We start from the raw sequence: 24,761 nt of genomic DNA on the forward strand, positions 1-24,761 counted from the left end.
GTGGCATTTGAACCATTTTCAAATATTTCTGGAAAATCGCATGGATCGACTGGGCGATATCCGGCTGTTCGTCGAGGCGGCCGAACTGGGCAGCCTGTCCGCCGCCGGGCGCAAGCTGAACCTCACGCCGGCCGCCGCGAGCGCGCGGCTGGCGAAGCTCGAGGCGGCGGTCGCCACCCGGCTGTTCGACCGTTCGACCCGGCAGTTGCGGCTCACCGACGAGGGCCGCCTGTACCTGAACGGCTGCCGGCAGGCATTGCAGGCGCTCGACGACGCGAACGCGCTGTTGCAGGCCGGCCGCAACGTCGTCGGCGGCCGGGTGCGGCTGTCGGCGACGTCCGATTTCGGCCGCCGACGACTGCTCGACTGGCTCGACGAATTCACCGCGCGCTACCCGGACGTGACGTTCTCGCTGACGGCGTCCGACTCGACGGTGAACCTGTGGCAGGACGAGATCGACCTCGCGATCCGCTTCGCGGCGCCGCCCGACGGCGCGCTGATCGCCCGCCGGCTCGCCGCGGACCGGCGCGTGCCGTGCGCGTCGCCGTCGTTCATCGAACGTCACGGCGTGCCGAGTGACCCGCACGATCTGGCCCGCTTTCCGTGCAACGTGATCACGGTGGCGTCCGGACCGATGAACACCTGGCGCTTCACGCGCGGCGACGACACCCAGACCTGCACGGTGCCGCTCGCCACCGCGTTCGAGACCAACGACGGCGGCCTCGCCCGCGAGTGGGCGCTGCGCGGCCGCGGCATCGTGCTGAACTCGATCTGGGATGTCGCCGACGACATCCGCGCCGGGCGACTCAAGGTCCTGCTGCCGGACTGGCGGCACCAGAGCGCGCCGCTGCACGCGATCTATCCGGGCAAGCGCTACATGGCGCCGCGCGTGCGCGTGCTGCTCGACTTTCTCGCCGAACGCTTCGCGCGCGAGGAAACCGCGCACGAAGACCTGCTGAACGCGTGCCGCTGACGGCCGGCGCGCCGACGCCAAGGGGTCGGAACGTGGCGGACGGCGTCGCGCGGCCGCAACCCGCCGCCCGTCCCGGCCAGCATGAAAAGCTATAATGAAAGGCTTTCCCGACGGCTTTTCATGCTGGCTGCGCGCCAACCGCGCGCAGCGCACGGCCGTCCCGATTCACCTGATAGACGACGCCCCCAGGTCAACCACTGCGAACGGCGAACCCCATGACCAAGAAAGTTTACGTTAAGACCTTCGGCTGCCAGATGAACGAGTACGACTCGGACAAGATGGTGGACGTGCTGAATGCGGCCGAAGGCCTCGAAAAGACCGATACGCCGGAAGACGCGGACATCATCCTGTTCAACACCTGCTCGGTGCGTGAAAAGGCGCAGGAGAAGGTGTTCTCCGATCTCGGCCGCGTACGCGAGCTGAAGGAAGCGAAGCCCGGCCTGCTGATCGGCGTCGGCGGCTGCGTCGCGAGCCAGGAAGGCGCATCGATCGTGTCGCGCGCGCCGTACGTCGACCTCGTGTTCGGCCCGCAAACCCTGCACCGCCTGCCGCAGATGATCGACGCGCGCCGCGAGAGCGGCCGTGCGCAGGTCGACATCTCGTTCCCCGAAATCGAGAAGTTCGACCACCTGCCGCCCGCGCGCGTCGAGGGGCCGAGCGCGTTCGTGTCGATCATGGAAGGCTGCTCGAAGTACTGCAGCTACTGCGTGGTGCCGTACACGCGCGGCGATGAAGTGTCGCGCCCGCTCGACGACGTGCTGACCGAAGTGGCCGGCCTCGCCGACCAGGGCGTGCGCGAAGTCACGCTGCTCGGCCAGAACGTGAACGCATATCGCGGCGCGCTGGCGGCCGGCTCGTCGGAAATCGCCGATTTCGCGACGCTGATCGAATACGTCGCCGACATCCCCGGCATCGAGCGGATCCGCTACACGACGTCGCACCCGAAGGAATTCACGCAGCGCCTGATCGACACCTACGCGAAGGTGCCGAAGCTCGTGAGCCACCTGCACCTGCCCGTCCAGCACGGCTCCGACCGCATCCTGATGGCGATGAAGCGCGGCTACACGGTGCTCGAATACAAGTCGGTGATCCGCAAGCTGCGCGCGATCCGCCCGGACCTGTCGCTGTCGACCGACATGATCGTCGGCTTCCCCGGCGAGACCGAGGACGATTTCGACAAGATGATGGCGCTCGTGCACGAGATGGGCTACGACACCAGCTTCTCGTTCATCTACAGCCCGCGCCCCGGCACGCCGGCCGCGAACCTGCATGACGACACGCCGCGCGACGTGAAGCTCAAACGCCTGCAACATCTGCAGGCGACCATCGAGGAAAACGTCGCGCGCATCAGCGAGTCGATGGTCGGGAAGGTCGAGCGGATCCTCGTCGAGGGCCCGTCGCGCAAGGACCCGAACGAACTCGCGGGCCGTACCGAGAACAACCGGGTCGTGAATTTCCCGGCGCCGCTCGCGTCGCACCCGCGCCTGATCGGCCAGATGATCGACGTGAAGATCAACCACGCCTACCCGCATTCGCTGCGCGGCGAGCTCGTGCTCGTCAGCGACGACGCGAGCGCGGCCACGCACTGACTGACGCTCAACAGGAGCCCGACGCCACTTTGAAGCCGACCCAAGCACTGGAATTCGTCGCGCCGCGCGACGACAACGCGCGCCTCGCCAACCTCTGCGGCCCGCTCGACGAGAACCTGCGGCAGATCGAACAGGCGCTCGACGTCACGCTGTCGCGACGCGGCCACCGGATCGCGATCCGCGGGCGCGGCGCCAAGCTCGCGCTCGCCGCACTCGAGAACTTCTACAACCGCGCGCGCGATGCGCTGTCGGTCGACGACATCCAGCTCGCGCTGGTCGAAGTGCGCCATACGTCCGGCAACGGCCGCCAGGACACGCTCGACGTGCGCTTTCGCGGCGACCCCGACCATCCGTTCGACGAGCCCGTCGTGCAGCTCGACGCCAGCGAGCCGGACGAGGAGCCCGCGCCGAAGCTCTACACGCGGCGCGCCGACCTGCGCGGCCGCACGCCGGCGCAGCGCGAGTACCTGAAGCAGATCCTGTCGCACGACGTGACGTTCGGCATCGGGCCGGCCGGCACCGGCAAGACCTACCTCGCGGTCGCGTGCGCGGTCGACGCGCTCGAGCGCGATCAGGTCAAGCGGATCGTGCTGACGCGCCCGGCCGTCGAGGCCGGCGAGCGGCTCGGCTTCCTGCCGGGCGATCTCGCGCAGAAGGTCGACCCGTACCTGCGTCCGCTGTACGACGCGCTGTACGACCTGCTCGGCTTCGACAAGACGGCGAAGATGTTCGAGCGCCAGATGATCGAGATCGCGCCGCTCGCGTACATGCGCGGCCGCACGCTGAACCACGCGTTCATCATCCTCGACGAGGCGCAGAACACGACGCCCGAGCAGATGAAGATGTTCCTCACGCGGATCGGCTTCGGCTCGAAGGCCGTCGTGACCGGCGATACGAGCCAGGTCGACCTGCCGCGCGGCCACAAGAGCGGCCTCGTCGAGGCGCAGCAGGTGCTCGGCGGCGTGCGCGGCATCGCGCTCACGCGCTTCACGAGCGCGGACGTCGTGCGCCATCCGCTCGTCGCGCGCATCGTCGAGGCGTACGACGAATTCCACGCGCAGCACCAGGACGGCTGACCGGCCGGCGGCACCCGTACGCCGCCCCGGCCCGACAGCCCGGCCCGGCCCGCCACACGGCGCGCCGGGCTTTTTTTCGCCTGTGCGAATTCGGGTGCGATCGGCCGTTTGGTGTATCCTCAACGCGTCCTAATCGCCGTACGCGTCATGAAATCCTCCCGTTCCCGCAAGTCCGGGCGCGCCCAGCCGGCCGCGCCCGCCTCCCCCCGCCTGTCGCTGTTCGATGCGAAGGGCAAGGCCCGGACCGTCAACGCGCAAGGGCTGCGAATCGACTTCCCGGATGGCCGCAGCCTGATGTTCGACCTGTCGGGCAGTTCGGGAGAAGCCGCCGTCGCGATCGTCGCGCAGCACAACGATCCGGCCATGCGCGCGAAGCTCGCGCTGCAGCCCGAGCACTACGACAGCGTGACGCTGCACGTGGGCGCCGAGCCCGCGCCGCGCGAAGACGACGCCGAGGACGCGCTGCGCGAGCCGGAGCTCGACCTGTCCGTGCAATACGGTGACGAAATCACGAGCGACGTGCGCAAGACGCTACCCAAGCGCAAGCTGATCGCCGAGTGGATCGAGCCCGCGCTGTTCGCCAGCGCGCAGCTCACGGTGCGCTTCGTCGGCGACGAAGAAGGCCGCACGCTGAACGCCGGCTACCGCCACAAGGACTACCCGACCAACGTGCTGACCTTCGCGTACGACGCGGCACCCGACGGCACCGTGATCGGCGACCTCGTGCTGTGCTGCCCGGTCGTCGAGAAGGAAGCGCACGATCAGGGCAAGCCGCTCACGGCCCATTACGCGCACCTGCTGGTGCACGGCGCGCTGCACGCGCAGGGCTACGACCACGAGACGAGCGACGAGGACGCAGCCGAAATGGAAGCGCTCGAAGTCGACATCCTCGCGAAGCTGGGCTTCCCGAACCCGTACCAGTAAGCCCTCCGCACGATGCGCAACGCCGCGACGCTCCCGCCCGCCTACCCGCCGTCGATCGGCGCCGGGCGCCTGCTGACGGAAGACGAGCTCGCGGCCTCGCTCGCGCACACGATGCGCGACTGGGACGGCCAGCAGGATCTCTGGCTGTTCGGCTATGGCTCGCTGATCTGGAACCCGGGGTTGCCGACCGTCGCCGCGGTGCGCGGCAAGGTGCATGGCTATCATCGCGGGCTCTACCTTTGGTCGCGCGTGAACCGCGGCACGCCCGAACGCCCGGGCCTCGTGCTCGCGCTCGATCGCGGCGGCTCCTGCTCGGGCATCGCGTTCCGGCTCGCCGGCCCGACCGCGCAACCGCACCTCGAAACGTTGTGGAAGCGCGAAATGCCGATGGGCTCGTACCGGCCCGCGTGGCTGCCGTGCTCGCTGGAAAGCGGCGAACGCGTGAACGCGCTCGCGTTCGTGATGCGCCGCGACGCGCCGACCTACACGGGCAAGCTGACCGATCCCGTCGTGAAGGAAGTGTTCAGCTGCGCGGCCGGCCGCTACGGCACGACGCTCGACTACGTGAGCCGCACGGTCGACGCGCTGCGCGCGAGCGGCATCCCCGATCGCGCACTTGAAGGCCTGCTCGCGCGATGCCGGTGACGCGGCCTGGCGCCCGGCTTGCCGCCACGCGCTGCCGCGCCGCGTGCGCATTCGAACGAGGGCACGCCCGATGATGAAACCGTCACGCTGGTCGCGTTGCAGGATTGCCGCGCTGCTCGTTGCCGCGAGCGTCGCGCTGTCCGGCTGCGGCATCCTGGGCTGCGGCGGCGCCGCGACCAACGGCGCGGCCGCCGGCGGCTGCTCGGCCGGCATGCGGTTCTGAACCGCGGCGCGGCGACAAAACCCGCGTGCGTCAGAATGCCGCCCCAGGCCGCCTCCGCCGGACGTTTTCCCGCGTCACGGCGCCCCACCCCTTCCGCACCCGTTTTTTGCCGCCGCTGCCCCACCGCGCCTTTCTGGGATAGGATGGAACCGAGGACGATGCCGCGCCCGGCGCGGGCGTCCGCGAGCGGGGCCCGCGCGAGCCGCCCACCCTGGCCGTGCGGCCGGTGTGACACGGTCGCGTCGTGCCCTTGGTGTATCCTTGCCTACTCCGTGACAGCGCGCTCCGGCATGACCCGGGCGCACCACCATGAACGATTCGTATCCCAGTCGTAAGCTAACCGACAAACCGCAAGAAAAGCGCTCGCTGCTCGAGCGCCTGACCGACTTCATCTCGCCCGAGCCCGAATCCCGCGGCGAGCTGCTGGAAATCCTCCAGGACGCCCACGAGCGCAACCTGATCGACGCCGATTCGCTGTCGATGATCGAAGGCGTGTTCCAGGTATCCGACCTGTGCGCACGCGACATCATGGTGCCGCGCGCCCAGATGGACGCGATCAACATCGCCGACAAGCCCGAAGATTTCATCCCGTTCGTCCTCGAGAAGGCGCACTCGCGCTACCCCGTGTACGAGGAGAACCGCGACAACGTCATCGGCGTGCTGCTCGCGAAGGATCTGCTGCGTTTCTATGCCGAAGAGGAATTCGACGTGCGCGGGATGCTGCGCCCGGCCGTGTTCATTCCCGAATCGAAGCGCCTGAACGTGCTGCTGCACGACTTCCGCGTGAACCGCAACCACCTCGCGATCGTCGTCGACGAATACGGCGGCGTCGCGGGCCTGATCACGATCGAGGACGTGCTCGAGCAGATCGTCGGCGACATCGAGGACGAATACGACTTCGACGAGGAAGCCGGCAACATCATCTCGGGGCCCGACGGCCGCTATCGCGTGCGCGCGCTCACCGAGATCGAGCAGTTCAACGAGACGTTCGGCACCGATTTCCCCGACGACGAAGTCGACACGATCGGCGGGCTGATCACGCATCATTTCGGCCGCGTCCCGCATCGCGGCGAAAAGCTGCAGCTCGGCAACCTCGTGTTCGAGATCCAGCGCGGCGATGCGCGCCAGGTCCACGTACTGCTGGTGCGCCGCAATCCGCTCGCCAGCCGTCGCGCCGAAACCTCGCACGAGGACTGACCGTCGCGCGCCAGCCGCGCGTTCCACAACCGCTCGCCCACTTCCGCTTCACATGGACGATCCGATCCTGTCCCGCCCGGCTGGCGGCCTGCTCGCGCCGACTCCCGGCCGCGCGCTGCCGCGCTGGCACTACCCGGCCGCGCTGCTCGCCGGCGCAGCCAATACGCTCAGCTTCGCACCGACGCCGCATGGCGGCTGGCTGCAACTCGTCGTATTCGTCTGGTTTTTCGCGCAGCTCACGCGCACCGCGAGCTGGCGCAGCGCCGCGCTCACCGGCGGCGCGTTCGGCTTCGGCAACTTCATCACCGGCGTCTGGTGGCTCTACATCAGCATGCACGTGTACGGCGAGATGGCCGCGCCGCTCGCGGGCGGCGCGCTCGTGCTGTTCTCGCTGTACCTGTCGCTGTACCCGGCGTTCTCCGCCGGGCTGTGGTCGTTCGGCGCGGGCCATGCGTGGCATCGCCGCACGCCCGACCCGCGGCCGTTCTCGCCGACCTGGCACGGCGCATTCGCGTTCGCGAGCGCGTGGGCGCTCGGCGAATGGCTGCGCGGCACCGTCCTCACCGGCTTCCCGTGGCTCGCCAGCGGCTATCCGCAGGTCGACGGCCCGTTCGCGGGCTTCGCGCCGGTCGCCGGCGTGTACGGGATCGCGTGGGTGCTCGCGCTGTTCGCCGCGCTCGTCGTGCAGGCGCTCGCCGCCGCCCGGCCGTCGCCGCTTGCCGAGCCCCGCGCCGGCGATGCGCGCGTGCGCATCGCCGCGCCGGCCGGCATCGCGCTCGCGCTGATCGCGGCCGGTCTCGGCCTGTCGCAGGTCACGTGGACCGTGCCGGCGAACAAGCCGCTCACCGTGCGGCTGCTGCAGGGCAACGTGAAGCAGGACATCAAGTTCGAGGAAGCGGGCATCGACGCGGCGATCAAGATGTACACGCAGATGATCATCGAGAAGCCGGCCGACCTGATCGTCACGCCCGAAACCGCGATCGCGGTGATGATCCAGGAGCTGCCCGAGCCGTTCGCCGTCGCGATCCGCAAGTTCAGCGACACGACGGGCTCGGCCGTGCTGTTCGGCGCGGTCGGCGCATCGGTGACCGAGGACGGCCACTACGTCGACTACACGAACAGCCTGTACGGTGTGACGCCGAATTCGCGCGACATCTATCACTACGACAAGCACCACCTCGTGCCCTTCGGCGAATTCATCCCGTGGGGCTTCCGGTGGTTCGTCGACCTGATGAAGATGCCGCTCGGCGACTTCGCGCGCGGCGCCCCCGTGCAGAAGCCGTTCCTCGTGCACAACCAGCCCGTGATGGCCGACATCTGCTACGAGGACTTGTTCGGCGAGGAAATCGCCGCGACGATCCGCGACAATCCGCAGCCGCCCGGCGTGCTCGTCAACGTGACGAACCTCGCGTGGTTCGGCGACACGATCGCGCTCGACCAGCACCTGCAGATCGCGCGGATGCGCTCGCTCGAGACGGGCCGGCCGATGCTGCGCGCGACCAACACGGGGATGACGGCCGCGATCGATGCGCGCGGCCGCGTGCTCGGACAGCTGAAGCCGTTCACGATCGGCTCGCTCGACGTGCGGATCGAAGGCACCAGCGGCTTCACGCCCTACGTGACGAGCGGCAACAACATCGTGCTCGCGGTGTCGCTCGTGCTGCTCGCGTTCGGTTTCACGTTCGGCCCCGGGCTGCGCCGGCGCAACGGCAAGAAGAACGGCGACGACCAGCCGGAATGACGCAACGGGCGGCCGCCGCGCAGTGCGTGGCGGCCGCCGTCGAATCCAACATGCTGCAACATGCGGCAGCGGCCCGCAGCCGCGAAACGGCCGGCCGCTCAAGCCTGCCGGGTCGACTCCTCCGATTGAACCGGCTGCGCGGCCAGACGCCGCAGGTCGCGGCTCACCTCCTCCATCACCGGCGCCCACGCGCCGAACACCGGTTGCCGGTACAACGTCGCGGTCGGGTACCACGGGCTGTCCTTGCGTTCGAGCAGCCACGGCCAGTGCGGATTCACGTCGAGCAGCACCCAGGTGCGCGCGCCGAGCGCACCCGCCAGGTGCGCGACCGACGTGCACACGGTGATCACCAGATCCAGCGCGCCGATGAACGCGGCCGTATCGTCGAAGCTCGTCAGTTCCGCCGTGACATCCTCGATCGCGAAGCCCGCCGCGCGCGCCGCCTCGACATCCGCGTTCGCGCCCGGCTGCAGCGAAAAAAACGCGACGTCGTCGATCCCGCGGAACGCGTCGGCATAGCGCTCGAGCCCGACCCGCCGGAACGGATTGCGCTGGTGCCCCGCGCTGCCCGTCCACACGAGCCCGACCTTCAGCCGGCGGTCGCCCGCGAGTCGCGCGCGCCACGCCTCGCGCGCATGCGGATCGGCCCGCAGGTAGGGCACCGACGACGCGAGTGTCGACGCTTCCATGCCGAGCATCAGCGGCAGGCCGATCAGCGGCACTTCGTAATCGAAGGCCGGCAGCAATTCGATGCCGCCGCCCGCGCTGAATGCGTCCGCATGCGCGCCGAGGCTGCGCTGCATCAGCGTGCCCACCAGCGGGAACGTATTCCAGATGAGCCGGCCGCCCTCGCGATGCACGCGCTCGGCGAGCGGCGCGACGAAGCGGCAGAACTGCAGTACGTCGCCGAGCCCCTGCTCGCCCCACACGAGCAGCGTCTTGCCGGCGAGCGGCTCGCCCTGCCAGCGCGGGCCCGGCAGCACCGGCCGGCGGCCGCGCAACTCGCCCGCGCCGTCCCAGCGCGCCTCGTGGCCGCGCCAGCCGGCCGCGACGTTGCCGCGCACGAGCTGGATGATCGCCAGGTTGAAGCGGAACGACGCGTCGTCGGGCGCCAGCTCGCACGCGAGCGCCGCGTAGCGCTCGGCGTCGTCCCAGCGCTGCGCCTCCTTCATCGCCAGCGCGACGTTGTTCATCGCGAGCGCGTTGTCGGGCGCGAGCTCGACGAGCCGCGCCGCGCACGCGAGCGCGGCGTCCAGGTCGTGCGTCGCGAGCCGCGCGACGACGAGATTGATCCACGCCTGCACGTCGCGTGGATCGAAGCGCACCGCCGCTTCGAGCAGCGCGATCTCCTCCGCGCGGCCGCTACCCGACAGCCGCAGCGCGATCGCGAGGTTGTTGCGCAGCGATGGCCGGTCGGCATCGAGCGCCAGCGCCGCGCGATACGGCGCCACGGCGTCCGCGTGGCGGCCCGCCATCTGCAGTGCGTAGCCGTGATTGAAGTACGCGGTCGCGCCCGGTTGCACGCGCGCCGCGCATTCGGCGAGCGCGAGCGCATCGGCCGTACGCTGCCGCGAGACGAGCGCGCCGGTGAGTTGCGCGAGCGCGTCGGCGTCGACCGCATGCAGATGCGCGGCGGCGGCAAGCCACAGATCGTGCGCGGCGTGCTCGCCGCGCGCCTGCGCATCGGCGGCCTGCCCGAGCAGCGCGAGGAAGGGCGGAAGCAGCGGAATGAGGATATCGGTCGGATCGTCCATGCAGTCGGAATCGGCTAGCGGTGGCGCGGCACGCGTCGCGCGCACCGCAATACGCGCATCTTAACGCCCGTGCGAAGCCGCGCGGCACGCGCGTCACGACAGGCCGCGCGCGGCCGCCCGGCGGGCATCGGTCACGCCCGTGCGGGCCGCCCGGACGGGGCCGACGGTGTGCCCGCCCGCGTTCCGGCCGCATCCGCTCGCCGATCCGGTAAAATTACGCGTTTCAGCACACTAACAAGCCGCGCCGCCGCGCGAGCCGACCCTCCGGGCCCCGCCCGGAGCGCCGCCCGCAACGGAGCGCCAGCGCCACGAAGGCTCTTCATGCTTACGTTTCAGCAAATCATCCTGACGCTGCAGTCCTACTGGGACAAGCAGGGTTGCGCCCTGCTCCAGCCCATCGACATGGAAGTCGGCGCGGGCACCTCGCACGTCCACACGTTCCTGCGCGCGGTCGGCCCCGAGCCGTGGCGCGCCGCGTACGTGCAGCCGTCGCGCCGCCCGAAGGACGGCCGTTACGGCGAGAACCCGAACCGCCTGCAGCACTACTACCAGTACCAGGTCGTGCTCAAGCCGGCGCCGGAAAACATCCTCGACCTGTACCTCGGCTCGCTCGAGGCGCTCGGCTTCGACCTGCAGCAGAACGACGTGCGTTTCGTCGAGGACGACTGGGAAAACCCGACGCTCGGCGCGTGGGGCCTCGGCTGGGAAGTGTGGCTGAACGGGATGGAAGTCACGCAGTTCACGTATTTCCAGCAGGTCGGCGGCCTCGACTGCAAGCCGGTGCTCGGCGAGATCACGTACGGCCTCGAGCGCCTCGCGATGTACCTGCAGAAGGTCGAGAACGTGTACGACCTCGTGTGGACCGAGTGGGAGGAGCAAGGCCCGAACGGCCCCGAGCTGCGCCGCCTGTCGTACGGCGACGTCTACCACCAGAACGAGGTCGAGCAATCGACCTACAACTTCGAGCACGCGAACGTCGACCTGCTGTTCACGTTCTTCAACAGCTACGAAGCGGAAGCGAAGAAGATGATCGACGCGCAGCTCGCGCTGCCCGCGTACGAGCTCGTGCTGAAGGCCGGCCACACGTTCAACCTGCTCGATGCGCGCGGCGCGATCTCGGTCACCGAGCGCGCGGCATACATCGGCCGCATCCGCGCGCTGTCGCGTCTCGTCGCGCAGGCTTACTACGACTCGCGCGAGAAGCTCGGCTTCCCGATGCTCGGCAACCCGCCGGGCGTGCCGGGCCTCACCACCGACGCCCAGGACGCCGCACAGCCGGCGTGGGCGCCGCCGCTCAAGGTCGAACGCAAGATCGATCAGGACTGACGAGACGAGATTCACTCCAAACATGACGCACAATCATCCCGCCCCCCTGCTCGTCGAACTGCTGACCGAAGAGCTGCCGCCGAAGGCTCTCGCGCGCCTCGGCGACGCATTCGCCGAAGGTCTCGCGCAACGCCTCGCGGCGCGCGACCTCATCGAAGGCGAACTCGTGTTCGAACGCTACGCCACGCCGCGCCGCCTCGCCGTCGTCGTGCAGAACGTGCGCGCCGTCGCCCCTGAAAAGCAGGTCCGCGAAAAGGTCCTGCCCGTGTCGGTCGCGCTCGACGCCGAAGGCAAGCCGACCGCGCCGCTCGCGAAGAAGCTCGCGGCGCTCGGCCACCCGAACCTGTCGATCGCCGATCTCGAGCGCGCGCAGGACGGCAAGGCCGAAGCATTCTTCATCAACTATTCGGCAGCCGGCGCGACGCTCGCCGACGGCCTGCAGGCTGCACTCGACGAAACGCTCGAGAAGCTGCCGATCCCGAAGGTGATGACCTACCAGCGCCCGGACGGCTCCGACGTGAAGTTCGTGCGCCCCGTGCATCGCCTGACGGTGCTGCACGACGATCGCATCGTGCCCGTCACCGCATTCGGCGTCGACGCCGGTGACACCACGCTCGGCCACCGCTTCCTGTCCGACGGCCTCGTCGCGATCCAGCATGCGCGCAGCTACGCCGACACGCTGCGCGACAAGGGCCGCGTGATCGCGCACTTCGCCGATCGCCGCGAAACGATCCGCACGCAGCTGAACGAGCACGCGAACGGCGATACCGTCGTGATGCCCGAGTCGCTGCTCGACGAAGTGACGTCGCTGGTCGAATGGCCTGTCGTCTACCCGTGCCGCTTCGAGGACGAATTCCTGCAGGTCCCGCAGGAATGCCTGATCCTCACGATGCAAACCAACCAGAAGTACTTCGCGCTGACCGACGTCGCCGGCAAGCTGCGCTCGCGCTTCCTGATCGTGTCGAACATCGAGACGAAGACGCCGGGCGAGATCATCGAAGGCAACGAGCGCGTCGTGCGCCCGCGCCTCGCCGATGCGAAGTTCTTCTTCGAGCAGGACAAGAAGAAGCCGCTCGCCGACCGCGTGCCGCAGCTCGCGAACGTCGTGTATCACAACAAGCTCGGTTCGGCGCTCGCACGCGTCGAGCGCCTCGAGGCGCTGGCCGGCGAGATCGCCCCCGCGATCGGCGCCGACGCCACGCACGCGAAGCGCGCCGCGCGTCTCGCGAAGGCCGACCTGCTGACCGACATGGTCGGCGAGTTCCCGGAACTGCAGGGCACGATGGGCACGTACTACGCGCGCCACGACGGCGAAGCCGACGACGTCGCGCTCGCCTGCGCCGAGCACTACCAGCCGCGCTTCTCCGGCGACGCACTGCCGACCACGCCGGTGTCGACCGCCGTCGCGCTGGCCGACAAGCTCGAGACGATCGTCGGCATCTGGGGCATCGGCCTCGCGCCGACCGGCGAGAAGGATCCGTTCGCGCTGCGCCGCCACGCGCTCGGCGTGCTGCGCCTGCTGCTCGAGAAGCAGCTGCCGCTCGATCTCGTGTCGCTGCTGCGCACGGCCCATGCACGCTTCGAAGGCATGCCGGGCGTGGCCGAATCGACCGATGCGATCCTCGCGTTCTTCATGGACCGCCTGCGCGGCCTGTTGCGCGAGCGCGGCTACTCGGCCGGCGAAATCGACGCGGTGCTGAGCCTGAACCCGACGCGTGTCGACGATCTCGTCGCGCGCCTCGACGCGGTGCGCGAGTTCACGCGCCTCGCGGAAGCCGAAGCGCTCGCGGCCGCGAACAAGCGGATCTCGAACATCCTGAAGAAGTCGGAAGGCGGCGCGAACGGCACGGTGCAGCCGACGCTGCTCGTCGAGGCCGCCGAGAAGGCGCTGCACGAACAGCTCGCGGCCGTGACGCCGCACGTGCAGTCGCAGCTCGAGGCGCGTGCGTACACGGGCGCGCTGTCGGCGCTCGCCGCGCTGCGCGCACCGGTCGACACGTTCTTCAACGACGTGATGGTCAACGCGGAAGATCCGGCACTGCGCGCGAACCGTCTCGCGCTGCTGTCCGCGCTGCACCAGCAGATGAACTGCGTCGCCGACATCTCGAAGCTCGCCGCATAAGGGCCGCACGATGCCGACCAGCCCCAACCGTAAGCTCGTCGTCCTCGACCGGGACGGCGTGATCAACGTCGATTCGGATGCGTTCATCAAGACGCCCGACGAATGGATCGCGCTGCCCGGCGCCCTCGAGGCGATCGCCCGGCTCAACCACGCGGGGTATCGCGTGGTGGTCGCGACCAACCAGTCCGGCATCGGTCGCGGGCTGTTCGACATGGCCGCCCTCAACGAGATGCATCTGAAGATGCATCGCGCGGCGGCCGCGGTCGGCGCACGCATCGACGCGGTGTTCTTCTGCCCGCACACGGCCGAGGATCACTGCGACTGCCGCAAGCCGAAACCCGGCATGATGCAGATGATCGCCGAGCGCTTCGAGATCGATCCCGATCACACGCCGGTCGTCGGCGATTCGCTGCGCGACCTGCAGGCCGGCGTCGCGGTCGGCTTCCAGCCGCACCTCGTGCTCACCGGCAAGGGCAAGAAAACGCTCGCCGCCGGCAACCTGCCGCCCGGCACGAAGGTCCACGACGACCTGCGCGCGTTCGCGCTCGATTTCCTTTCACACGAACACGAGTGATGCAGCCGCCGCGCGCATCCTCCCTAACGCCAGACTTACGCCGATGCGCTTCGTCCGCTCCCTGCTGCTGCTGATCTACTTCGTCCTGTACACGGTGCCGTACGCCACCGCGTGCTTCATCGCCTTTCCGTTCATGCGTTCCGACGCGCGCTACTGGATGGCCGCCGGCTGGTGCAAGTCGACGCTGTGGGTCGTGCGCTGGCTGAACGGCATCCGCTACCGGATCGAAGGGTACGAGAACCTGCCCGACGGCCCCGCGGTGCTGCTGTCGAAGCACCAGTCCGCGTGGGAGACGCTCGCGTTTCCGGCGCTGATGCCGAGGCCGCTTTGCTACGTGTTCAAGCGCGAGCTGCTGTACGTGCCGTTCTTCGGCTGGGCGCTCGGGATGCTGCACATGGTCAACATCAACCGCAAGGAAGGCAAGAACGCGTTCACGTCGGTGATCCGCCAGGGCAAGAAGCGCCTGTCGGAAGGCGCATGGATGATCATGTTCCCGGAAGGCACACGCACGCCGGTCGGCAAGCAAGGCAAGTACAAGACGGGCGGCGCGCGCTTCGCGATCGAAACCGGCGCACCGGTCGTGCCGATCGCGCACAATGCAGGTCGGGTGTGGCCGCGCAACTCGTTCACGAAATTCCCGGGCGTCGTCACCGTGTCGATCGGCAAGCCGATTCCCAGCGAGGGGCTGACGCCCGATGCATTGAACTCGCAGGTCGAAGCATGGATCGAAGCGGAAATGCGCCGGATCGATCCCGATTCGTATCGCCAGGCGGGCAATGCGGGCACGCGCGATGCCGCGCGTGTCTGACGCCCCCAGGTTGCAGCCGTTGCGTACGACAAAAAGAAGCGAACTGATGAAACAGCGTCCGCGGCCACGGCCTGCCGTCGTGGCCCTCGATCATCGCCAGATGGACCTGCCGCTCTTCGACGGGCCGGCCGCCGCACCGTCGGCGCCCGCCACGCCGCCGGCGCCGCCCGAAGCGGCACCCGCGGCGCCCCTCGATCCAGGCCCGGCACCCGACCGCTCGCGCGTGCGCACGTTCGCACTCGACAGCCGCGTGCTCGAATACCGCCTGAAGCGCTCCGCGCGCCGCACGATCGGCTTCACGATCGACGGCAGCGGGCTGTCGATCACCGCGCCGCGCTGGGTCACCCTCGCCGACATCGAAGCCGCGATCTCCGAGAAACAGCGCTGGATCTTCGCGAAGCTCGCGGAGTGGAAGACGCGCACCGAGCAGCGCGCGCTGCCGCAGATCGACTGGCGCGACGGCGCGGCGCTTCCCTATCTCGGCAAGACGGTGACGATCGCGCTTGGCGCGGGCGCCGTCGCGTTCGATGTCGATGCTCTGCGGCTCTCGCTGCCGCTGTCCGTGCAGGCCGACATGCAGCAGATCAAGGATCGCGTGCAGGGCTGGCTGCAGGGCGAAGCGAAGCGAATCTTCGGCGAACGCCTCGCGGTCTACGCAGAGAAACTCGGGGTCACGTATTCGATGTACGCGCTGTCGTCGGCCGCGACGCGCTGGGGCAGCTGCTCGAGCGACGGCAAGATCCGGCTGAACTGGCGGCTGATCCATTTCCCGATGTCGATCATCGACTACGTCGTCGCGCACGAGCTGTCGCACCTGCGCGAAATGAACCACAGCCCGGCCTTCTGGCAGACCGTCGAATCGATCTTCCCCGAGTTCCGCGAAGCGCGGCATACGCTCAAGCATCACCCGCCCGAGTTGCTGCCGTCGCTCTGATGCGCACGGCGTCGGCGTCTCCGCCAACGGAAAAGGGCGATGCGGATCACCCCGCATCGCCCTTTTTTGCTGCCGCGGCGCACATCGCACGCTGCAGTCCGCTCATCCGACGCTCACTGAGCCTTCTTCTGGATGAACTCGATCTTGTAGCCGTCCGGATCCTCGACGAACGCGATCACGGTCGTGCCGTGCTTCATCGGGCCCGCTTCGCGCGTGACCTTGCCGCCTTGCGCCTTGATCTGCTCGCAGGCCTTGTACGCATCGTCGACTTCGAGCGCGAGGTGGCCGAAGCCGTTGCCGAGATCGTAGGCCGGCGTATCCCAGTTATGGGTCAGCTCGATCACCGTGTTGTCGCTTTCATCGCCGTAGCCGACGAATGCGAGCGTGAACTTGCCTTCCGGATAGTCGTCGCGGCGCAGCACCTTCATGCCGAGCAATTCGGTGTAGAACTTGATCGAGCGGTCGAGATCGCCGACTCGCAGCATCGTATGCAGCAATCGCATGTGTTGTACTCCTGTGGGGACTTTCCAGAACCGGGAACTCTACCAGAGTCGGGTGAATTTCGCCGGGGGCGCCTAGCCGGGGGCGCCTGGCCGCGGCCATCCAGGAGCGACCAGCAGAAGGCGCCTCGCCCGAACGCGGCCGATATGGCCCATCGTCGCCAACCGGCGCGAGCACGACGGCGTAAAACGGCACGATCCGGCTCGCCCGGCTACTGCGCCGATCGGGTAACATCCTTCCACCTCGCACCAAAAACGGGCATGCGACCCACTGCCCGAACGCGACCACTCCTTCCCCGAGACAGCCACACTGCCGTGCGAAACCGCCGATTCGAGCGCGCCGGATGCGCCACCCTCCCGACCTTGCAGCCGCCGCGCCGAACCGGCGAGGTTCGCCGATGACCACGCTCGCCGCCGTCCCCATGCGTCGCGCGCTCGACACGCGCGCCGTCGGCCTGATGCTGCTGCTGTGCGCGATCTGGGGCTTCCAGCAGGTCGCGATCAAGAGCACGAACGCCGCGATTGCGCCGATGTTCCAGGCCGGGCTGCGCTCGGTGATCGCGGCGGTGCTGCTGTGGGGCTGGGCCCGCTCGCGCGGTACGCCGCTGTTCCAGGCGGACGGCACGTTCGGCGCGGGCCTCGCGGCCGGGGCACTGTTCGCCGGCGAATTCATCTGCGTGTTCTTCGGGCTGACGCTGACGAGTGCGTCGCACATGGCGATCTTCCTGTACACAGCGCCCTGCTTCACCGCGCTCGGCCTGCACCTGTTCGCCCCGGGCGAACGGCTGCAGCGCACGCAGTGGGCCGGCGTCGGCCTGGCATTCGCCGGCATCGCGCTCGCATTCGCGGACGGCTTCCTGAAACCGCGCGCACCCGGCGCATCGGTGCTGGCCGGGCTCGCCGGCGACGCGCTCGGGATCCTCGGCGGCGCGATGTGGGCCGCGACGACGGTCGTCGTGCGCTCGACGGCGCTCGCGCGGGCGAGTGCAAGCAAGACGCTGTTCTACCAGCTCGCGGTATCGGCGGTCGTGCTGGTCGCGCTTGCCGCCCTGTTCGGCCAGATGTCGTTTGCGCACGTCACGCCGGTTGCGGTGGCAAGCCTCGCATACCAGTCGGTGATCGTCGCGTTCGTCAGCTACCTGTCGTGGTTCTGGCTGCTGACGCGCTACAGTGCGTCGCGGCTGTCCGTCTTCACGTTCCTGTCGCCGCTGTTCGGCGTCGCGTTCGGCGTGCTGCTGCTCGGCGAATCGGTCGGCTGGCGCTTCATGTCCGCGGCCGCGCTCGTGCTGACCGGCATCGCGCTCGTCAACGCGCCGCCGCGCCGGCGGGCTTGACGACCCGGCGCAGCACGCGCGCACCCACGCAATAAAAAAGGCTGCCTCGCAGGGCAGCCTCTTGTTCCCATCCGGTCCGGCTCGCGTGACCGGCCTCAACCGGCCTTGCGCACCGCCGCGAGCGCCTGCGCGACGCCGACGTATTCGGCCACGCTCACATCCTCCGCACGACGTGCGAGATCGAAGCCGAGCGCGTCGAAATCGATCGTCTCGCGATAGTCGCCGAGCGTATTGCGCAGCATCTTGCGGCGCTGCGAGAACGCGGCGGTGACGATTTCGCCGAGCAGCACGGGATCGACGTCCGGCAGTTCATGCGGTTCGTACGGAATCATCCGGACGATCGCCGAATCGACCTTCGGCGGCGGCTGGAACGATTCCGGCGGCACGTCGAGCATCTTCTCCATCACGTAGCGGTACTGCAGCATCACCGACAGACGCGAAAACGCCTTCGTGCCCGGCTCCGCGACCATCCGCTCGACGACTTCGTTCTGCAACATGAAATGCTGGTCGATGACCGCATCGGCGAACGTCATCAGGTGAAACAGCAGCGGGCTGGAAATGTTGTACGGCAGGTTGCCGACGATCCGCAGCGACGGCTTGTCGCCGGGCGCCGCGAGCGACCGGAAGTCGAACGCGAGCGCGTCGCCGGCATGCAGTTCGAGCAGCGCGCCGAAGCGTTGCTGCAGGCGCCCGATCAGGTCGCGGTCGAGCTCGACCGCATGCAGCGGCGACTCGGGCGTCGCGAGGCGCTCGATCAGCGGCTCGGTCAGCGCGCCGAGTCCGGGGCCGATCTCGACCATGCGCTGGCCGCGCGCGGGGCCGATCGTCGAGACGATCGAGTCGATCACGCCGTGATCGACGAGGAAGTTCTGCCCGAAGCGCTTGCGCGCGAAATGGCCTTGGTGCTGTCTGCTGTTCGACATCGACTGAGTAAAACGAAAAATACGACGAAAGAGGTGAAGCCGGGCCGCGTCAGGCCGTGCGGCGATGACGCGCCATCGTGACGGCCGTGTCGAGCGCGGCGATCATGCTGCCCGGATCCGCACGGCCGGTGCCGGCCAGATCGAGTGCCGTGCCGTGATCGACCGACGTCCGGATGATCGGCAGCCCGAGCGTCACGTTGATGCCCTCGCCGAACGTCGCATACTTCAGCACGGGCAGGCCCTGGTCATGGAACATCGCGAGCACGCAATCGGCGTCCGCGAGATGGCGCGGCTGGAACAGCGTGTCGGCCGGATACGGGCCGCGCGCGTCGATGCCCTGCGCGTTCGCGCGGGCCAGCGCCGGCGAGATCACGTCGATCTCCTCGCGGCCGAGATAGCCGTTCTCGCCCGCGTGCGGGTTCAGGCCCGTCACGAGAATGCGCGGTGCGGCGAGACCAAAGTCGCGCCGCAGGTCGCGATCGATGATCGCGAGTGTCTCGACGAGCCCGTCGACCGTGAGTGCGGCGGACACGTCCTTCAGCGGCAGGTGCGTGGTCGCGAGCGCGACGCGCAGCGGCTGGTGGCCGGTACCGGCCAGCATCATCACGACCCGCGGCGTATGCGTGCGCTCCGCCAGGTATTCGGTATGGCCGGTGAACGGCACGCCCGCATCGTTGATGGTGCTCTTCTGCAGCGGCGCGGTGACGATCGCATCGTACCGGCCTGCCAGCGCACCGTCGATCGCCGCGTCGAGCAACCCGAGCACGTACGGGCCGTTCGCGGCGTCCAGCTTGCCCGCCTGCACGGGCACGGCGAGCGCGTGATGCGCGACCGACACCGGCCCGCTGCCGGCCAGCGTGGCCCGGTCGGCGCCGACGGCCGCCGCGCGCGCATCGAGCAGCGCCGCATCGCCGAGCACGGTGAAATGCGCATCGGGCCAGCGCTGCGCGGCATCACGCAGCGCCTGCACGGTCAACTCCGGGCCGACCCCCGCGGGTTCGCCAGTCGTGATCGCGATCTGCAGCGCGGGTGCGGTCATCTGAAGCTCGCTCAGTTCGCCGGGCCGACGCCGCCGATCTTGTACTGCACGTACGACGAATCGCGCAGCTCGCGCAGCCAGTCGGCATACGCCTGCTCGGCCTTGCGCTGGCCGATCGCCTGACGCGCGATATCCATCTGCTGCTGCACCGAGCCTTCCGCTTCGCGGCGGCTCAGCACCTGGATCAGGTGATAGCCGTACTCGGTACGGATCGGCTGGCTGACCTGGCCGTCCTGCAGGTTGTTCATCGCGCGCTCGAATTCCGGCACGGTCTCGCCCGGGCTGATCCAGCCGAGATCGCCGCCTTGCGACGCCGAACCGTCCTGCGAGTAGGTGCGCGCGAACTTCGCGAAATCGCCGCCGGCCTCGACCTGGTTGCGGATGTCGGCCAGTTGCTGGCGCGCCTGGCCTTCCGACTTGCCTTCGCCCACGCGCAACAGGATGTGGCGTACGTGCGTCTGGACGATCTTCGGTGCCGCGGCGGACGCGCCCTGGCTCTGGCGACGATCGACGAGGCGCACGATCTCGAAGCCGTCCGGCACGCGGATCAGCGTCGGGTTGACCTGGCCCGGGCGCAGCTTCGATGCGGCGTCGACGACGTCGGCCGGCAGCGCGCTCGGCGCCTTGAAGCCGAGGTCGCCGCCCTTCTTCGCGTCGTTCGCTTCCGAATTGTTCTTCGCGAGCTTCTCGAAATCAGCGCCCGACTTCGCCTGCTGCAGCAGCGCGTCAGCCTTCTTCTGCGCGGCTTCGATGTCGGCCTGCGGCGCGTTGGTCGGCGCCTTGATGAAGATGTGCTGGAAGCGCAGGTCCTGCTGTTGCGACGCACTCGGCCCGCGCTGGCTCGCGATGTAGTTCGCGACCTCGGCGTCCGACACGGTGATCTTGCCGTCGACCTCGCGCTCGCGCAGCTTCGACAGCATCAGTTCGGTACGCGCGTCGCTCGTGAAGATGCTCCAGGGCACGCCTTGCGCCTCGAGACGCGCGCGGTACTGCTCGAGCGTCATGCCGTTCGCCTGCGCGAGACGCTGCAGCGTGGCCTGCACGGTCGCATCGTCGATGCGGATCCCGTCGTCCTTGGCCTTCTGCACCTGGATACGCTCGAGCACCATCTGGTTCAGCACCTGCGCGCGCAACTGGTCGGTCGGCGGCACCGGTGCGTTCTGCTGCTGCAGCCGGCGCGCGATCAGGCCGGCACGCTGGTCGAGTTCGCGGCCCGTGATCACGTCGTTGTTGACGACCGCGACGACTTCGTCGGCGAGCTGCGCACCTTGCGAACCGAGCGCCTGCGCCGTGGCCGGCGCGGCGGCGAGCAGCGCGGAGGCCGCAGCGAGGCTGGACACGACTGCCGCGAAACGAAGGGTTTTCTTCATTGCCACTGGAACTCCATTGAAATCGTGCTGACCGGTGCAGACAAGCCGGCGTTACTCGTAGTTGCTGAAGCGGGACATCGGCGGCGGCGGCGGCGGCAGCGGCGTGTAGCCCGGCACCCCGGCGCGGAACGCCGACACGAGGCCGTTGTCGACGGTCGACAGGCCCTTGAGCGTCAGCTGCATCATGACTCGCGTCGACGAACTCTGCTGTCCCGACGAATTGATGCCGTTCGCCGCCCGTTGCACCCCGACCCCGAGCGCCCAGCAGTCCGCGTCGTATTGTAAGCCGACCAGACCGTCGACCACGCGATCGCCGGCGAGGTCGTAGTTGAAGCGGCCGATCGCATACAGGCGGCGCGTGAGCGGCCATTGCGCGGACACCAGGAACTGGTTGATCGGCTGGTTGTCGAGCGTGGTGTTCGATCGCGTGTAGCGGTAACCGACGTTGATCACGCGGCGCTCGCCCGGGCTGTAGCCGAAACCGACGCTCGACTTCACGAGCTGGTTGTTGTTCTGGTTGTACTGGAACGCCGTCTCCGACATGAAGCCCGAGCCGAGCTTCAGCGCGGCGCCGACGATCAGGTCGGAGTGACGCGCCTGCACGGCGGACTGCCCGGAATTCAGCGTGACACGCTGATCGGCGAAATAGTACTGCTGCGCGATCACGAAACGCGCACGCTCGTCGCCGGTGCGCGGATCGATGAAGCGCGACGTGAGGCCGGCCGTGATCCGGTTCGCATCGGCGATCCGGTCGTTGCCGACGAACGTGTTCGGCTGGTAGATCTCCGCGAGGCCGAAGTCCGACTCCGCGGTGTCGAACAGCGGTGCATTCGACTGGTCGCGATACGGCGTGTACACGTAGTACAGGCGCGGCTCGAGGGTCTGGATGAAGTCCTGGCCGAACAGGCGCACCGAGCGGTCGAAGATCAGCCCCGTATCGAAGCTCACGGTCGGGATCGACTCGGTGAAGCGCTTCGGGCTGTTCGGCGTGGTCGACGACAGGTAGTTCAGGTCGTACGACGCGAAGTGGTACTGGACCTTCGGCACGACGAAGTAGCCGGGGCCGTACACGCCGTACGCAATGTACGGATTGAAGACGATCCGGTCGCCTTCCGTCGCATCGGCCGTCGTGATGCGGAACCGCGAATAGTCGGCTTCCGCGCCGAAGTCGAAGCCGCCGACGTTGTACTTCGTGTACTTCACGTTCAACTGCGGCTCGCGGCTGTACGGCGCGATCGACGGCGGCAGCGTCTGCCAGTGCTGGTAGCGCGCGAGCACCGACCACGGGCCGTTGTTGTACGTGACACCGGCTTCCTGCTGGTACAGCGTCTGCGTGCCGTTGATGAACTGGTTCGCCGACCCGAGGTCTTCGGGATACGTGTTGTCCGAGACCTTGTTGTAGTAGACGTAGCCGCCGAAGCCGCCGCCGAAATTCTGCTGGTGCTGCCAGTAGATCGCGTAGCGGTTGCGGTGCGCGAGCCGGTCATCCGGCAGGTAATTGGCCGTAAACGTGCCCGAATACGACGGCGACAGGTAGCGGAACGTCGCCTCGGCCATCACGCCGCGCCGCGAGATGATGCGCGGCGTGAGCGTCAGGTCGCGATTCGGCGCGATGTTGAAGTAGTACGGCAGCGTCAACTCGAAGCCATTCTTCGAGTCCATCGAGAACGTCGGCGGCAGCAGGCCGCTGCGCCGCTCGCCCGACAGCGGGAACGTCATCCACGGGCTCGCGAAGATCGGCACGCCCTGGAAGAACAGCACGCCGTTGCGCGCGGTGCCTTCGTCGGCGCCCGTATCGAAGTCGAACCGGCTGCCCTTGATGTACCACGCGGGGTTCGTCGAGCACTGGCACGCGGTGTAGGTGCCGTTGACGAACACCGAGCGCTCGTTGTCGACCATGTCGACGCGTTCCGCGCTGCCCGAGCCACCCGTCACGTTGAAGTGATACTTCGGCGCCGTCATGAAGCCCTGGTTCGCCTCGATCTTCAGGTGCGCCTCGGGGCCCGCGAACGACGTGCCGGCATTGTTGATCCTGACCTGGCCGTACGCATCGGCCATGTCGGTATCCTGATCGTAGTGGATCGCGTCGGCCTTCACGACGGCGTCACCGCGCCGCAGCTCGGCCGAACCCTTCGCGGCGAGATCCTGCTCGGCCGTGCCGCTCGTGTGGTCGGCGATCACGAAGGCGGCCGGTTTCGCGCCGTCCTTCAGCGGATGATCCTCGAGCTGGGGCGCGAGACGCAGATCCCACGGCGAGTCGAGCGGCTGCGGCTGCGCGGCCGCGCCCGACAGCTGCGCGTACGACACGGCCGGCACGAGGCCGGGCACGGCCAGGAGCGCGAGCGCGAGCCGCCGTTTGCGCGGCGCCCCGTCACCGGGGAAAACATTCGGGAATAGCGGTTTGGGCGGCATCTATCGTTTGGCGAATCGCCCCTTGTCAACCGCGCCGTCGCGGCACATGCGCGCGCGGCAGGCCGCACCGTCGCACCGCGACTGCGGCTGAGCGCAAACCGGGGAGGCGTTCGGGCGACCGCGCGACAGGCGGCGGGCCTGCACGGCGGAAAGCTGACGCGGGGCGCGTCAAAAAAGTCGTGGGGTATTATATGGCAAGACGTTCCCCCCTCCGCCGAGTTTCATGACGCCCCCATCCGCCGCATCCCAGCCCGACGCCCGCCTCGACGCGCTCACCGCGTGGCTGCACCCGCTCGCCGAACGCTACGCGCTCGACCTGTCGACCCTCGCGCCCGCGTCGTCGGACGCCAGTTTCCGCCGCTATTTCCGTGTCGCGTCGGCCACGAGCGCCGGCGGCACGCTGATCGCCGTCGACGCGCCGCCGCCCGAAAAGTGCCGTGAATTCGTCCAGGTCGCGCAACTGCTCGCCGCAGCCGGCGACCACGTGCCGGACGTGCTGGCCCACGATTTCGACGCGGGATTCATGCTCGTGACCGATCTCGGCCGCACGTCATACATCTCGGTGCTCGATCCGGCCGACCCGGCCGCCGCAAAACCGCTGATGCGCGCCGCGCTCGACGCGCTGATCCGCTTCCAGCTCACGTCGAAGCCCGACGTGCTGCCGCCGTTCGACGAGGCGTTCCTGCGCCGCGAGATGGAGCTGATGCCCGAATGGTTCGTCGGCCGCCACCTCGGCAAGCCGGTCACCGACGCGATGCGCGGCACGCTCGACCGCACCTTCGCGCTGCTGGTCGCCAGCGCGCACGCACAGCCGCAGGGTTTCATGCTGCGCGATTTCATGCCGCGCAACCTGATGGTGTGCGAGCCGAACCCGGGCATCCTCGATTTCCAGGATGCCGTCTACGGGCCGCTGACGTACGACGTCGTGTCGCTGCTGCGCGACGCCTTCATCAGCTGGGACGAGGAGTTCGAGCTCGACTGCTTCGCGTACTACTGGGAAAAGGCGAAAAAGGCCGGCCTGCCGGTCGACCCCGATTTCGGCGAGTTCTACCGCCAGCTCGAATGGATGGGGCTGCAGCGCCACATCAAGGTGCTCGGCCTGTTCGCGCGTATCAATTACCGCGACGGCAAGCCGCATTACCTGAACGACCTGCCGCGCTTCATCGCGTATGCGCGCAAGGTCGCGCTGCGCTATCGCCCGCTCGTGCCGTTCGCGAAGCTGCTCGACGAGCTCGAGGGCAACGCACCGGCCGACGTGGGCTATACGTTCTGATCGTTCCGACTCTCCTGACACCCG

21 protein-coding genes are annotated in these 24,761 nt (G+C 68.4%); 15 read left to right on the forward strand and 6 right to left on the reverse strand.

The features are described 5' to 3' along the window. Nucleotides 1-40: 40 nt before the first annotated feature. From CFB45_RS15210 to lnt, 8 genes are all read left to right on the forward strand, one after another. Nucleotides 41-973 (forward strand): LysR family transcriptional regulator, encoded by a 933-nt coding sequence (locus tag CFB45_RS15210; protein ID WP_089426279.1) that lies wholly within the window; start codon nucleotides 41-43, stop codon nucleotides 971-973. A gap of 215 nt (nucleotides 974-1,188) precedes the next feature. Next, nucleotides 1,189-2,562 (forward strand): tRNA (N6-isopentenyl adenosine(37)-C2)-methylthiotransferase MiaB, encoded by a 1,374-nt coding sequence (gene miaB / locus CFB45_RS15215; RefSeq protein ID WP_089426280.1) that lies wholly within the window; start codon nucleotides 1,189-1,191, stop codon nucleotides 2,560-2,562. A gap of 29 nt (nucleotides 2,563-2,591) precedes the next feature. After that, nucleotides 2,592-3,638, forward strand: a complete 1,047-nt coding sequence (locus tag CFB45_RS15220; protein WP_089426281.1) for a PhoH family protein — start codon at nucleotides 2,592-2,594, stop codon at nucleotides 3,636-3,638. A 147-nt stretch (nucleotides 3,639-3,785) separates the two neighbouring features. After that, the gene (gene ybeY, locus CFB45_RS15225; RefSeq protein WP_089426282.1) at nucleotides 3,786-4,562 is read left to right on the forward strand and encodes an rRNA maturation RNase YbeY; all 777 of its coding nucleotides are present in this window, start codon (nucleotides 3,786-3,788) and stop codon (nucleotides 4,560-4,562) included. A gap of 12 nt (nucleotides 4,563-4,574) precedes the next feature. Next, nucleotides 4,575-5,207 carry a gamma-glutamylcyclotransferase gene (locus CFB45_RS15230; RefSeq protein ID WP_089426283.1) on the forward strand — a complete coding sequence of 211 codons (633 nt, stop codon included), beginning with the start codon at nucleotides 4,575-4,577 and terminating at the stop codon, nucleotides 5,205-5,207. Between the two features lie 70 nt (nucleotides 5,208-5,277). Then, a complete protein-coding gene (locus CFB45_RS39020) occupies nucleotides 5,278-5,430 on the forward strand; it encodes a hypothetical protein (protein WP_174972906.1) in 153 nt (50 codons plus the stop codon). 309 nt (nucleotides 5,431-5,739) lie between these two features. Then, entirely contained in the window at nucleotides 5,740-6,627 is an 888-nt protein-coding gene (locus tag CFB45_RS15235; protein ID WP_089426284.1) for an HlyC/CorC family transporter, read from the forward strand. 52 nt (nucleotides 6,628-6,679) lie between these two features. Further along, nucleotides 6,680-8,368, forward strand: a complete 1,689-nt coding sequence (gene lnt, locus CFB45_RS15240) for an apolipoprotein N-acyltransferase (RefSeq protein WP_089426285.1) — start codon at nucleotides 6,680-6,682, stop codon at nucleotides 8,366-8,368. 98 nt (nucleotides 8,369-8,466) lie between these two features. Here the strand turns inward: lnt and CFB45_RS15245 are convergent, their stop codons facing one another. Further along, nucleotides 8,467-10,122, reverse strand: coding sequence for a hypothetical protein (locus CFB45_RS15245; RefSeq protein WP_089426286.1), 1,656 nt, complete (start codon nucleotides 10,120-10,122; stop codon nucleotides 8,467-8,469). Nucleotides 10,123-10,443: 321 nt separating this feature from the next. On the opposite strand from CFB45_RS15245, the gene glyQ reads away from it, so the two are divergent. From glyQ to CFB45_RS15270, 5 genes are read left to right on the forward strand one after another with little or no spacing between them, the layout of a single operon-like run. Next, the gene (gene glyQ / locus CFB45_RS15250) at nucleotides 10,444-11,448 is read left to right on the forward strand and encodes a glycine--tRNA ligase subunit alpha (protein WP_011885965.1); all 1,005 of its coding nucleotides are present in this window, start codon (nucleotides 10,444-10,446) and stop codon (nucleotides 11,446-11,448) included. Nucleotides 11,449-11,470: 22 nt separating this feature from the next. Beyond that, complete coding sequence (gene glyS / locus CFB45_RS15255) at nucleotides 11,471-13,570, forward strand: glycine--tRNA ligase subunit beta (RefSeq protein ID WP_089426287.1); 2,100 nt, start codon at nucleotides 11,471-11,473, stop codon at nucleotides 13,568-13,570. Between the two features lie 10 nt (nucleotides 13,571-13,580). Next, nucleotides 13,581-14,144 carry a D-glycero-beta-D-manno-heptose 1,7-bisphosphate 7-phosphatase gene (gene gmhB, locus CFB45_RS15260; RefSeq protein WP_089426288.1) on the forward strand — a complete coding sequence of 188 codons (564 nt, stop codon included), beginning with the start codon at nucleotides 13,581-13,583 and terminating at the stop codon, nucleotides 14,142-14,144. A 43-nt stretch (nucleotides 14,145-14,187) separates the two neighbouring features. Next, nucleotides 14,188-14,952 carry a lysophospholipid acyltransferase family protein gene (locus tag CFB45_RS15265; RefSeq protein WP_039360052.1) on the forward strand — a complete coding sequence of 255 codons (765 nt, stop codon included), beginning with the start codon at nucleotides 14,188-14,190 and terminating at the stop codon, nucleotides 14,950-14,952. Between the two features lie 46 nt (nucleotides 14,953-14,998). Further along, nucleotides 14,999-15,886, forward strand: coding sequence for a M48 family metallopeptidase (locus CFB45_RS15270; protein ID WP_089426289.1), 888 nt, complete (start codon nucleotides 14,999-15,001; stop codon nucleotides 15,884-15,886). Nucleotides 15,887-15,999: 113 nt separating this feature from the next. Here CFB45_RS15270 and gloA read toward each other — a convergent pair whose 3' ends face one another. Continuing rightward, complete coding sequence (gloA, locus tag CFB45_RS15275) at nucleotides 16,000-16,389, reverse strand: lactoylglutathione lyase (protein ID WP_089426290.1); 390 nt, start codon at nucleotides 16,387-16,389, stop codon at nucleotides 16,000-16,002. A 395-nt stretch (nucleotides 16,390-16,784) separates the two neighbouring features. Here gloA and CFB45_RS15280 point away from each other — a divergent pair, with 395 nt between their 5' ends. After that, nucleotides 16,785-17,720 carry a DMT family transporter gene (locus tag CFB45_RS15280; RefSeq protein ID WP_089426291.1) on the forward strand — a complete coding sequence of 312 codons (936 nt, stop codon included), beginning with the start codon at nucleotides 16,785-16,787 and terminating at the stop codon, nucleotides 17,718-17,720. A gap of 95 nt (nucleotides 17,721-17,815) precedes the next feature. Here CFB45_RS15280 and rsmA read toward each other — a convergent pair whose 3' ends face one another. The 4 genes from rsmA to CFB45_RS15300 are packed head-to-tail and all read right to left on the reverse strand — an operon-like array spanning nucleotide 17,816 to nucleotide 23,464. Beyond that, nucleotides 17,816-18,643, reverse strand: coding sequence for a 16S rRNA (adenine(1518)-N(6)/adenine(1519)-N(6))-dimethyltransferase RsmA (gene rsmA / locus CFB45_RS15285; RefSeq protein WP_047852199.1), 828 nt, complete (start codon nucleotides 18,641-18,643; stop codon nucleotides 17,816-17,818). Nucleotides 18,644-18,692: 49 nt separating this feature from the next. Next, nucleotides 18,693-19,682 (reverse strand): 4-hydroxythreonine-4-phosphate dehydrogenase PdxA, encoded by a 990-nt coding sequence (pdxA, locus tag CFB45_RS15290; RefSeq protein WP_089426292.1) that lies wholly within the window; start codon nucleotides 19,680-19,682, stop codon nucleotides 18,693-18,695. A gap of 11 nt (nucleotides 19,683-19,693) precedes the next feature. Continuing rightward, entirely contained in the window at nucleotides 19,694-21,052 is a 1,359-nt protein-coding gene (locus CFB45_RS15295) for a peptidylprolyl isomerase (RefSeq protein ID WP_089426293.1), read from the reverse strand. A 51-nt stretch (nucleotides 21,053-21,103) separates the two neighbouring features. After that, the gene (locus tag CFB45_RS15300) at nucleotides 21,104-23,464 is read right to left on the reverse strand and encodes an LPS-assembly protein LptD (protein WP_089426294.1); all 2,361 of its coding nucleotides are present in this window, start codon (nucleotides 23,462-23,464) and stop codon (nucleotides 21,104-21,106) included. Nucleotides 23,465-23,687: 223 nt separating this feature from the next. On the opposite strand from CFB45_RS15300, the gene CFB45_RS15305 reads away from it, so the two are divergent. Continuing rightward, the gene (locus CFB45_RS15305) at nucleotides 23,688-24,737 is read left to right on the forward strand and encodes an aminoglycoside phosphotransferase family protein (protein ID WP_089426295.1); all 1,050 of its coding nucleotides are present in this window, start codon (nucleotides 23,688-23,690) and stop codon (nucleotides 24,735-24,737) included. The last annotated feature ends 24 nt before the right edge of the window (nucleotides 24,738-24,761 follow it).

This window comes from Burkholderia sp. HI2500, from assembly GCF_002223055.1.
In the GTDB taxonomy this organism is placed as follows: domain Bacteria; phylum Pseudomonadota; class Gammaproteobacteria; order Burkholderiales; family Burkholderiaceae; genus Burkholderia.

What these genes read in the sequence shown, in the direction of transcription:
- CFB45_RS15210 (WP_089426279.1), top strand. Translation starts at nt 41, where the DNA reads ATGGATCGACTGGGCGATATCCGGCTGTTCGTCGAGGCGGCCGAACTG.
- miaB (WP_089426280.1), top strand. Translation starts at nt 1,189, where the DNA reads ATGACCAAGAAAGTTTACGTTAAGACCTTCGGCTGCCAGATGAACGAG.
- ybeY (WP_089426282.1), top strand. Translation starts at nt 3,786, where the DNA reads ATGAAATCCTCCCGTTCCCGCAAGTCCGGGCGCGCCCAGCCGGCCGCG.
- CFB45_RS15230 (WP_089426283.1), top strand. Translation starts at nt 4,575, where the DNA reads ATGCGCAACGCCGCGACGCTCCCGCCCGCCTACCCGCCGTCGATCGGC.
- CFB45_RS39020 (WP_174972906.1), top strand. Translation starts at nt 5,278, where the DNA reads ATGATGAAACCGTCACGCTGGTCGCGTTGCAGGATTGCCGCGCTGCTC.
- CFB45_RS15235 (WP_089426284.1), top strand. Translation starts at nt 5,740, where the DNA reads ATGAACGATTCGTATCCCAGTCGTAAGCTAACCGACAAACCGCAAGAA.
- lnt (WP_089426285.1), top strand. Translation starts at nt 6,680, where the DNA reads ATGGACGATCCGATCCTGTCCCGCCCGGCTGGCGGCCTGCTCGCGCCG.
- CFB45_RS15245 (WP_089426286.1), bottom strand. Translation starts at nt 10,122, where the DNA reads ATGGACGATCCGACCGATATCCTCATTCCGCTGCTTCCGCCCTTCCTC.
- glyQ (WP_011885965.1), top strand. Translation starts at nt 10,444, where the DNA reads ATGCTTACGTTTCAGCAAATCATCCTGACGCTGCAGTCCTACTGGGAC.
- glyS (WP_089426287.1), top strand. Translation starts at nt 11,471, where the DNA reads ATGACGCACAATCATCCCGCCCCCCTGCTCGTCGAACTGCTGACCGAA.
- gmhB (WP_089426288.1), top strand. Translation starts at nt 13,581, where the DNA reads ATGCCGACCAGCCCCAACCGTAAGCTCGTCGTCCTCGACCGGGACGGC.
- CFB45_RS15265 (WP_039360052.1), top strand. Translation starts at nt 14,188, where the DNA reads ATGCGCTTCGTCCGCTCCCTGCTGCTGCTGATCTACTTCGTCCTGTAC.
- CFB45_RS15270 (WP_089426289.1), top strand. Translation starts at nt 14,999, where the DNA reads ATGAAACAGCGTCCGCGGCCACGGCCTGCCGTCGTGGCCCTCGATCAT.
- gloA (WP_089426290.1), bottom strand. Translation starts at nt 16,389, where the DNA reads ATGCGATTGCTGCATACGATGCTGCGAGTCGGCGATCTCGACCGCTCG.
- CFB45_RS15280 (WP_089426291.1), top strand. Translation starts at nt 16,785, where the DNA reads ATGACCACGCTCGCCGCCGTCCCCATGCGTCGCGCGCTCGACACGCGC.
- rsmA (WP_047852199.1), bottom strand. Translation starts at nt 18,643, where the DNA reads ATGTCGAACAGCAGACAGCACCAAGGCCATTTCGCGCGCAAGCGCTTC.
- pdxA (WP_089426292.1), bottom strand. Translation starts at nt 19,682, where the DNA reads ATGACCGCACCCGCGCTGCAGATCGCGATCACGACTGGCGAACCCGCG.
- CFB45_RS15295 (WP_089426293.1), bottom strand. Translation starts at nt 21,052, where the DNA reads ATGAAGAAAACCCTTCGTTTCGCGGCAGTCGTGTCCAGCCTCGCTGCG.
- CFB45_RS15300 (WP_089426294.1), bottom strand. Translation starts at nt 23,464, where the DNA reads ATGCCGCCCAAACCGCTATTCCCGAATGTTTTCCCCGGTGACGGGGCG.
- CFB45_RS15305 (WP_089426295.1), top strand. Translation starts at nt 23,688, where the DNA reads ATGACGCCCCCATCCGCCGCATCCCAGCCCGACGCCCGCCTCGACGCG.